The organism is Nonomuraea sp. NPDC049607 (genome assembly GCF_040675375.1).
Taxonomy (GTDB): domain Bacteria; phylum Actinomycetota; class Actinomycetes; order Streptosporangiales; family Streptosporangiaceae; genus Nonomuraea.
The window spans coordinates 1-2,417 of the sequence record NZ_JBFAOV010000100.1 but is presented as its reverse complement, the minus strand read 5'-3'; the positions used below and the strand labels follow the sequence as shown (position 1 = coordinate 2,417).

Annotated in this window: 1 protein-coding gene; it reads left to right on the top strand. The window is 70.1% G+C overall.

Annotation, left to right across the window (positions count from 1 at the left end; translation table 11 throughout):
* Positions 1–288: 288 nt before the first annotated feature.
* A partial coding sequence (locus AB0J97_RS51565) for a polyketide synthase dehydratase domain-containing protein (protein WP_364104809.1) occupies positions 289–2,417 on the top strand: 2,129 nt, incomplete at its 3' end.

Genomic DNA, 2,417 nt, shown 5'->3' with positions numbered 1-2,417 from the left:
AACCTCCCCACCCCCACCACCAACACCCCCCCACCCACCACCATCAACACCCTCCACAAAAACCAACCCGAAACCCCCACCCTCCTCCACGCCCTGGCCACCATCCACACCCACACCACCACCCCCATCACCTGGAACACCCTCCTCACCCCCACCCCAACCACCACCACCACCAACCTCCCCACCTACCCCTTCCAACACCAGCGCTACTGGCTTCGTCCTGAGCCGGTGGGAGTAGGGGCGGATCAGCTGGGGTTGGCGGGGGCGGATCATCCGTTCTTGGGTGCGGTGGTGGAGGTGCCGGAGCAGGGCGGGCTGGTGTTGACGGGGCGGTTGTCTCTGGCTGGTCATCCGTGGCTGGCCGATCACGCTGTCGGCGGGTCGGTGATTTTTCCTGGTACGGGGTTCGTGGAGTTGGTGATCCGGGCGGGTGACGGGGTCGGCTGTTCGCGGGTTGAGGAGCTGACGTTGGAGGCGCCGTTGGTGCTGGACGCCGACTCCTCAGCCCAGGTGTTGGTGCGGGTGTCCGGCGCGGGTACGGACGGGCGACGTGAGGTCCACGTTTACGCCCGGCCGGGAGCAGGGACGGGGACGGCAACCGGGACGGGAGCAGGAACGGGTGCAGGAACGGGTGCAGGGGAGGGGTGGCGGCGTCACGCCAGCGCGGTGATAACCGAGAGCGCGATGCACGCCGAGAGCACGACGAACACCGCAAGCGTGGTGAACGCCGAGCGCGCCGAGGGCGTGAACGGGGCTGGCGCGGAGGCTGGATTCGAGCTGGGTGTGTGGCCGCCGGTGGGGGCGCGGGCGGTGGAAGTGGAGGGCTTCTACCAGAAGCTGGCGGAAACAGGATACGGGTACGGGCCGGCTTTCCAAGGAGTGAAACGGGCCTGGGTGCGCGGGGAAGAGGTGTTCGCCGAGGTCGAGCTGGGTGAGCGCGAGTGTGTGGATGCCGCCCGGTTCGAGGTTCATCCGGCGTTGCTGGACGCGGCCCTGCACGCGATCGGGCTGGCGGAGCAGAGCTCTGGCGGGGACGCTGCGGGCGAAGAGAAGATCACGGTGCCGTTCTCCTGGAAGGACGTGAGGTTGTACGCGGCTGCGGCCCGGCAGCTTCGGGTGCGTCTGCGGCTTGCCGAGGACGGCGCGATAACCGTGGAGGCGGCGGACGCAGCGGGAAGGCCCGTGGTCTCGATCGGTTCGCTGGTTCTACGGGAGCTGGGGGAGGGGCAGCTGGTCCACGCGTCCGGTTCGTCGTCGTCTTTGCTGCGGATGGACTGGGTGCCGTGGTCAGGGAGCCGGGCGGATTCGGCGCCGGGGGAGGTGATCGTGGTCGGTCCGTCCTCCGGTGATGTGGTGGCGGGGGTGCGGGCGGCTGGTGGCGCTGTCGTGGGCCACTACTCCGACCTGTCGGCGTTGGACGCAGGTCTGGCTGCCGGGGAGCCGACAACTGGGACGGTGATCCTGCACCTGGACATGGGAGCGCCCACCCACGACGAGCATGGTGAGCTGCTGTCGCGGTTGCGTGTGGAGCTGGACCGGGCGGTGGAGGTGTTGAAGGGCTGGCTGGCCAGTGAGCGGTCGGCCGAGACCCGGCTGGTGCTGCTCACCACCGGCGTGGTCACGGTGGGACACAACGCCGATCCCGGCACCACCGATCCTGACCGTGAGCTGGTAGGGGCGGCGGTGCTGGGGCTGGCGCGGTCGGCGCAGGCCGAGCACCCCGGCCGGTTCCTGCTGGTCGACGTGGACGGACAGCCCGCTTCCTGGCAGGCGCTGGCCAACGTACTGGGCACCGGCAGCATGCCCGACGGCGTGCCGGGTGGTGTGGGAGATGAGCCGCAGATCCTGGTCCGGCAGGGCCGGGTCCTGGTCCCCCGGCTGACCCCCGCCCGCCCCGGGGAGGACCTGGCGGTACCGGACGGAGACGGGGCGTGGCGGCTGGACTGCCCCACACCCGGCTCGGTCGAAGGACTGGCCCTGGTTCCGGACCCGCGCGCGGACCGGGACCTGGACACCGGGCAGGTACGGGTGCAGGTCCGCGCCGCAGGGCTGAACTTCCGCGATGTGCTCAACGTCCTGGGCATGTATCCCGGTGAGGCCGGTCCGCTCGGTGTCGAGTTCGCCGGTGTGGTGAGCGAGGTCGGCCCGGGAGTGGAGCAGCTCGTCGTCGGCGACCGGGTGATGGGGCTGGGCGAGGGAACGTTCGGCCCTCACGTCGTAACCGATCAGCGATTGATGGTGAAGATCCCTGAAGGGTGGAGCTTCGCCGACGCGGCCGCAGTTCCGGGAGCTTTCGCCACCGCCTGGTACGGGCTGGTCGATCTGGCCGGCCTGTCCCGAGGTGAGCGGGTCCTCATCCACGCCGGAGCCGGCGGGGTCGGCATGGCCGCCATCCAGATCGCCCGCCACCTGGGAGC